The sequence below is a fragment of the Flavobacterium sp. genome, assembly GCF_044361065.1.
In the GTDB taxonomy this organism is placed as follows: domain Bacteria; phylum Bacteroidota; class Bacteroidia; order Flavobacteriales; family Flavobacteriaceae; genus Flavobacterium.
Genome location: NZ_JBIKJI010000148.1, coordinates 1 through 5258 on the forward strand (window position 1 = coordinate 1; position 5258 = coordinate 5258).

7 protein-coding genes and 1 pseudogene are annotated in these 5258 nt (G+C 31.6%); 5 read left to right on the forward strand and 3 right to left on the reverse strand.

Going from position 1 to position 5258, the window contains the following annotated elements:
* Positions 1 to 295 (reverse strand): annotated as a pseudogene (locus ACIQ11_RS08680) (glutathione peroxidase); the annotation flags it as partial.
* Positions 295 to 726 (reverse strand): hypothetical protein, encoded by a 432-nt coding sequence (locus ACIQ11_RS08685; RefSeq protein ID WP_353079521.1) that lies wholly within the window; start codon positions 724 to 726, stop codon positions 295 to 297. The pseudogene ACIQ11_RS08680 and the gene ACIQ11_RS08685, both read right to left, overlap by 1 nt.
* Positions 727 to 875: 149 nt before the next feature.
* Between ACIQ11_RS08685 and greA the strand changes: the two genes are divergently transcribed.
* A complete protein-coding gene (gene greA, locus ACIQ11_RS08690) occupies positions 876 to 1352 on the forward strand; it encodes a transcription elongation factor GreA (protein ID WP_396154254.1) in 477 nt (158 codons plus the stop codon).
* Between the two features lie 41 nt (positions 1353 to 1393).
* Positions 1394 to 1783, forward strand: coding sequence for an HIT family protein (locus ACIQ11_RS08695; RefSeq protein ID WP_396154255.1), 390 nt, complete (start codon positions 1394 to 1396; stop codon positions 1781 to 1783).
* Positions 1784 to 1824: 41 nt separating this feature from the next.
* Here the strand turns inward: ACIQ11_RS08695 and ACIQ11_RS08700 are convergent, their stop codons facing one another.
* Positions 1825 to 2973, reverse strand: coding sequence for a HAMP domain-containing sensor histidine kinase (locus ACIQ11_RS08700; RefSeq protein ID WP_353079524.1), 1149 nt, complete (start codon positions 2971 to 2973; stop codon positions 1825 to 1827).
* Between the two features lie 276 nt (positions 2974 to 3249).
* On the opposite strand from ACIQ11_RS08700, the gene ACIQ11_RS08705 reads away from it, so the two are divergent.
* From ACIQ11_RS08705 to aat, 3 genes are all read left to right on the forward strand, one after another.
* Positions 3250 to 4125, forward strand: a complete 876-nt coding sequence (locus tag ACIQ11_RS08705; RefSeq protein WP_396154256.1) for a flavin reductase family protein — start codon at positions 3250 to 3252, stop codon at positions 4123 to 4125.
* A gap of 12 nt (positions 4126 to 4137) precedes the next feature.
* The gene (locus ACIQ11_RS08710; RefSeq protein WP_396154257.1) at positions 4138 to 4518 is read left to right on the forward strand and encodes a DUF3127 domain-containing protein; all 381 of its coding nucleotides are present in this window, start codon (positions 4138 to 4140) and stop codon (positions 4516 to 4518) included.
* A 115-nt stretch (positions 4519 to 4633) separates the two neighbouring features.
* A partial coding sequence (gene aat / locus ACIQ11_RS08715; protein ID WP_396154258.1) for a leucyl/phenylalanyl-tRNA--protein transferase occupies positions 4634 to 5258 on the forward strand: 625 nt, incomplete at its 3' end.

The following is a 5258-nucleotide window of genomic DNA, read 5'->3' on the forward strand; positions in this document are numbered from 1 at the left end:
AAAAACTTTCAATGTCAGAGGCACTTCCGGGTTCTTGCCATAAAAAATTATTGGCTGGAAAACCGATGATTTCAAAGTTTTGATTATTATATTTTTCGTAAATCTTCTGTAATTTTTCGTATTGAGGTGTTAAGCCACATTTTGATGCGGTATTGACTACCATTATTTTTTTACCTTTTAAAGTTGAAAAATCGAACTGATTTCCTTTTAAATCGGTCACTATAAATGAATGAATAGAACCTTTAGGATAGGTTTTTGTGTCTTTTTTTAAAAAAGAAAATATGGATTGTAACATTAATTAAACACTTTTATGGTTGTCGCATCTATCATTTGCACACGATACGCTTTCATTGGATATTGTTTTCCGGCTGCCAATCCTGTAAACAAACTGTATTCGGCATCGTCACACGGGCATTTTGCATTAATTCCATTAATTGTCATCGTAGAACAATCGGTTAAAGGCTGATTTGGGCAAGCTGCATCATATGCCAAAAAATTACCACTTCCTGCATTAAAAACAATCAAACCTCTAATTCCAGCACCTGCAGAATTTACATACACTGCGCTGGAAGGATACGCCAAAACGGAATATTGAGGAAAACTCATATTTAGTATTACTTCAAACGAATAATTTGGCAAATAGGGATTGTTATTATCGGTCTGTGAATCTCTATCACAAGACAAAAAGACGGTAAACAAAATAAGAAAGTAAAAAATTCTTTTCATTTTTTATATTTATTTGATTTATCAAAATTAATTTATTTATATTTGACAAACTAATATAGTAAACGAAAAATAGTTAAATAAATTATATCTTTGCAAAAAGGGAATCCCATAGTTGTGGGATTTTTTCTATTTTATAAATTAATGAAGTTATGAGCACAGTATCTTATTACACAGCAGAAGGATTAAAACATTTAAAAGACGAGTTAGACCAACTTAAATCTATAGAGCGCCCAAAGGCATCACAAGCAATTGCAGAAGCAAGAGATAAAGGCGATTTATCAGAAAACGCAGAATACGACGCCGCGAAAGAAGCACAAGGATTATTAGAAATGCGAATTTCTAAAATGGAAGAATTGGTATCTAATGCCCGAATTATTGACGAATCTACTTTAGATGTGTCGAAAGCTTTGGTGTTATCAAACGTAAAAATCAAAAATCAATCTAACGGAATGGAACTACAATACAAATTAGTTGCAGAAAGTGAAGCAGATTTAAAAACAGGAAAAATATCAGTAACTTCTCCTATTGGAAAAGGATTATTAGGGAAAAAAGTAGGCGAAATTGCAGAAATTAATGTGCCAAACGGCGTATTAAAATTTGAGATTTTAGAAATTACACGTGACTAATTTCTGAAATTCCAAAGTTAGAAATTCCAAAATCCAAAAAAATGAGTTCTATTTTTACCAAAATAATAAACGGAGAAATTCCTTGTTATAAAATTACAGAAAACGAAGATTTTATTGCGTTTTTAGATGTAAATCCGAATGCTAAAGGACATACCTTATGTGTTCCGAAGCAAGAAATAAATAAAATTTTCGATATGCCTGAAGATTTATATTTAAAACTAATGGCATTTTCAAGAAAAGTAGCTATTGCTTTGGAAAAAACAGTGCCTTGTAAACGAATTGGAGTGGCTGTTGTAGGTTTAGAAGTACCGCACACACACGTTCACTTGATTCCGCTTCAAGATATGGACGATATGCGTTTTCAAAGAAAAACAACTTTGACTCCCGAAGAATTTTCAAAATTGGCACAAGATATTGCTGAGAATTTATAAAAACTGTTTCCACAAATTTTAAATGAGTTTGTGGATTTTTTTTAACTTTCTTTCTTAAAAATCATTTGCATAGTGGTGCCTTTGCCGATTTCAGATTGTACAACTCTAATTTTTCCTTTGTGATATTCTTGCACAATACGTTTGGTTAGCGACAAGCCCAAGCCCCACCCTCTTTTTTTAGACGTATAACCCGGCTCAAAAATAGTTTTGAATTTATTCTTCGCAATTCCGCTACCAGTATCTGTAACCGTTATAAAAACGTTAGTATCTCCTTCTACTATTTCAATAGATAAGTTGCCTTTTCCTTTCATCGCATCAATGGCGTTTTTTACTAAATTTTCAATTGTCCAGCTATGCAACGTCGGATTTAATAACACATAAAGGGGCTTTTCAGGAGCTCGGAAATCAAAAATTACTTGTTTTGAAACACGAGATTGCAAATACTCAAATGAAGATTTAGTTTCCTCGATTATATCTCTTTTTTCTAAGATAGGTTCGCTACCAATTTTAGAAAATCTGTCCGTAATGGTTTGCAGTCTGTTTATATCTTTTTCTATTTCTTCAATGGTAGTAGCTTCAACATTTTCCAACTTCAATAACTCCAACCAACCAATTAATGAAGATAAAGGCGTACCTATTTGATGCGCGGTTTCTTTAGCCATACCTGCCCAAAGCTTATTTTGAGTTGCCATTTTTGTAGCACGGTAAAAATTATAAACCACGCCGCCAAACAAAAACGCTACTAATAATAAGGCAATTGGATAATATTTTAGTTTGTTTAATATTGGAGAATCCCCATAATATACCAAATGATAATCGTTTTTAGCAAATTGGACTTTTATTGGAGCATTTTGACTTTTAATTTTATTTAAAAACGCTTTAACCTTAACAGTATCAGTTTCAATTTCACCTAAATTCAAATTACTTAAAATTTTACCTTCTTTATCGGTAAGAATTAATGGAATGTTTTTGTTGTTTTCAATAATAAACGTGGGTAATTGAATATCCGCATTAACATCGGCATTTCTTAAATTCTTCAAAGCAGTTGCCCAAAGTTCCATTTTATTGCGTTCTTCTTCTTTAAAAGTTTGAAAAAAAACATAGGTGTTCCATAAAATTAAGGAAGCAATTAAAAACGATGAAATAATAATAATCCATCGTGTAAGATTTCTTTTTTCAGAAAACTGCATAAAAAGTATTTTGAGTAAAAATAAGAAAAAGTGAATATTAATTAGAAATAAGTTAATAGTTTTTTGGTTTTTTTAATCCAACCACGAATTCTCGAATTAAAAATATAAAAAAGGTTCGAATCGACTTTGTCGATAATTAATTCGAATCAAAATTTATAAATACATTTTTCAGTAAAGTAAATTCGGAAATTCGTGGCAAAAAAATTGCTAACATTTGTAAAAAGAAATATCATTTCAATTGATTGATTTGCTTTATATTTGTAAAAAATACAATTTATGTTAAGCATTAATCCAAAAGAAATATCGCCATTAAAACTGCAAAGTTATTTACAAACTGCTGTATCGCCAAGACCAATAGCGTTTGCAAGTACTATGGACGAAGATGGAAATCCGAATTTATCGCCATTTAGTTTTTTTAATGTTTTTAGCAGCAACCCTCCTATTTTAATTTTTTCGCCTGCCAGACGCGTGCGAAACAATACTATAAAACACACTTTGATAAACGCACAAGACACACGTGAAGTTGTTATTAATATTGTAAATTACGATATGGTGCAACAAATGAGTTTATCAAGTACCGAATATCCAGATGGTGTAAACGAATTTGAAAAAGCTGGATTTACTATGTTGCCATCAGATAGTGTAGCGCCATATAGAGTGGCCGAAAGTCCGGTGCAGTTTGAATGTAAAGTAAACGACATTATTGCATTAGGCACAGAAGGTGGTGCAGGAAATTTAGTTATTTGTGAAGTGGTAAAAATTCACATTCACGAAAGTATTCTTGACGAAAACGAAATGATTGATCAACACAAAATTGATGTCGTTTCACGTTTGGGTGGAAATTGGTACAGCCGTGCAAATGAAGGTTTGTTTGAAGTGGAAAAACCATTAACTACTTTAGGAATTGGTGTAGATATGATACCAGTTTTCATTAAAGAAAGTGGCTATTTTAATGGAAATGATTTAGGAAAATTAGGAAATATAGAAGCTATTCCAAATGACGAAGAAATTACTATATTTGTAAAAGAAAATTTTGAAGTAAAAGCGGTTTTAAGTTCAGACGATTTTGATACAAAATTTAAAAAAGCAAAAGAATATTTAGACAATAATCAGGTTTTAAACGCTTGGAAATTGTTATTAGCACAAAAATAAATTATTAGAGTTATGGAAGTTATTGGAAAAATTAAAGTAATTGGAGCTACACAAGATGTAAGTGCTTCATTTAAAAAAAGAGAATTAGTTGTTACTACTGAAGAGCAGTATCCACAACATATTTCGGTTGAATTTCAACAAGCTAAAGTGGACGATTTAAATTCGTACCAAGTTGGCGAGCAAGTAAAAGTATCTATCAATTTAAGAGGTAGAGAATGGACGTCTCCACAAGGAGAAGTAAAACATTTTAATACCATTACAGGTTGGAGAATAGAAAGATTATCAAATGCAGCGCCTGCAAGTGCTCCAGATATGCCTCCAATGCCTGCTACTGAAGCATTTGCGCCAGCAACCGACTTTAAAGAAGAAGAACACGACGATTTACCTTTTTAATCTTCGATTAAAAGTAAATTCTAAAATTTAAATTCCAAATTCCAATTGTTTTCATTTTGGAATTTGGAATTTTTATTGCACTTTGAAATTTAAAAAATTGGAATTTCTTAAAAATATGTATTTTTTAACACCCGAACTTTATTTTCCTCCAGCTTCTGAAGCTTCACCCGAAGGTATTATTGCTGTGGGTGGTGATTTGTCTCCAGAACGACTTTTATTAGCCTATCAAAACGGAATTTTTCCTTGGTATGATGCTGATGAACCAAAACTTTGGTGGTGCCCAAACGAAAGAATGGTGTTGTTTTTCGAAAATTTACGAATTACGAAAAGTATGAGAAAAATACTGCTCAAAAAAGAATTTCAGGTTACTTTTAATACAAATTTTAAAGCTGTAATTACCAATTGTCAAAAGTCGCCAAGAAAAGACCAAAATGGAACTTGGATTTCGGATGAAATAATAGCTGCTTATTGTAAACTAAATGAATTAGGTTATGCAAAAAGCGTAGAAGTTTGGCAAAATAACGAATTAGTTGGCGGCTTATACGGAATTGATTTAGGCGATGTGTTTTGTGGTGAAAGTATGTTTTCAAAAGTGCCAAATGCCAGTAAAGTTGCATTTATTCATTTAGCAAAACAATTAGAATTGGCTAACTATAAACTTTTAGATTGCCAAGTACATAATAATCATTTAGAAAGTTTAGGTTGTATAGAAATTGAAAGAGAAGAGTTTTTAGCAATTT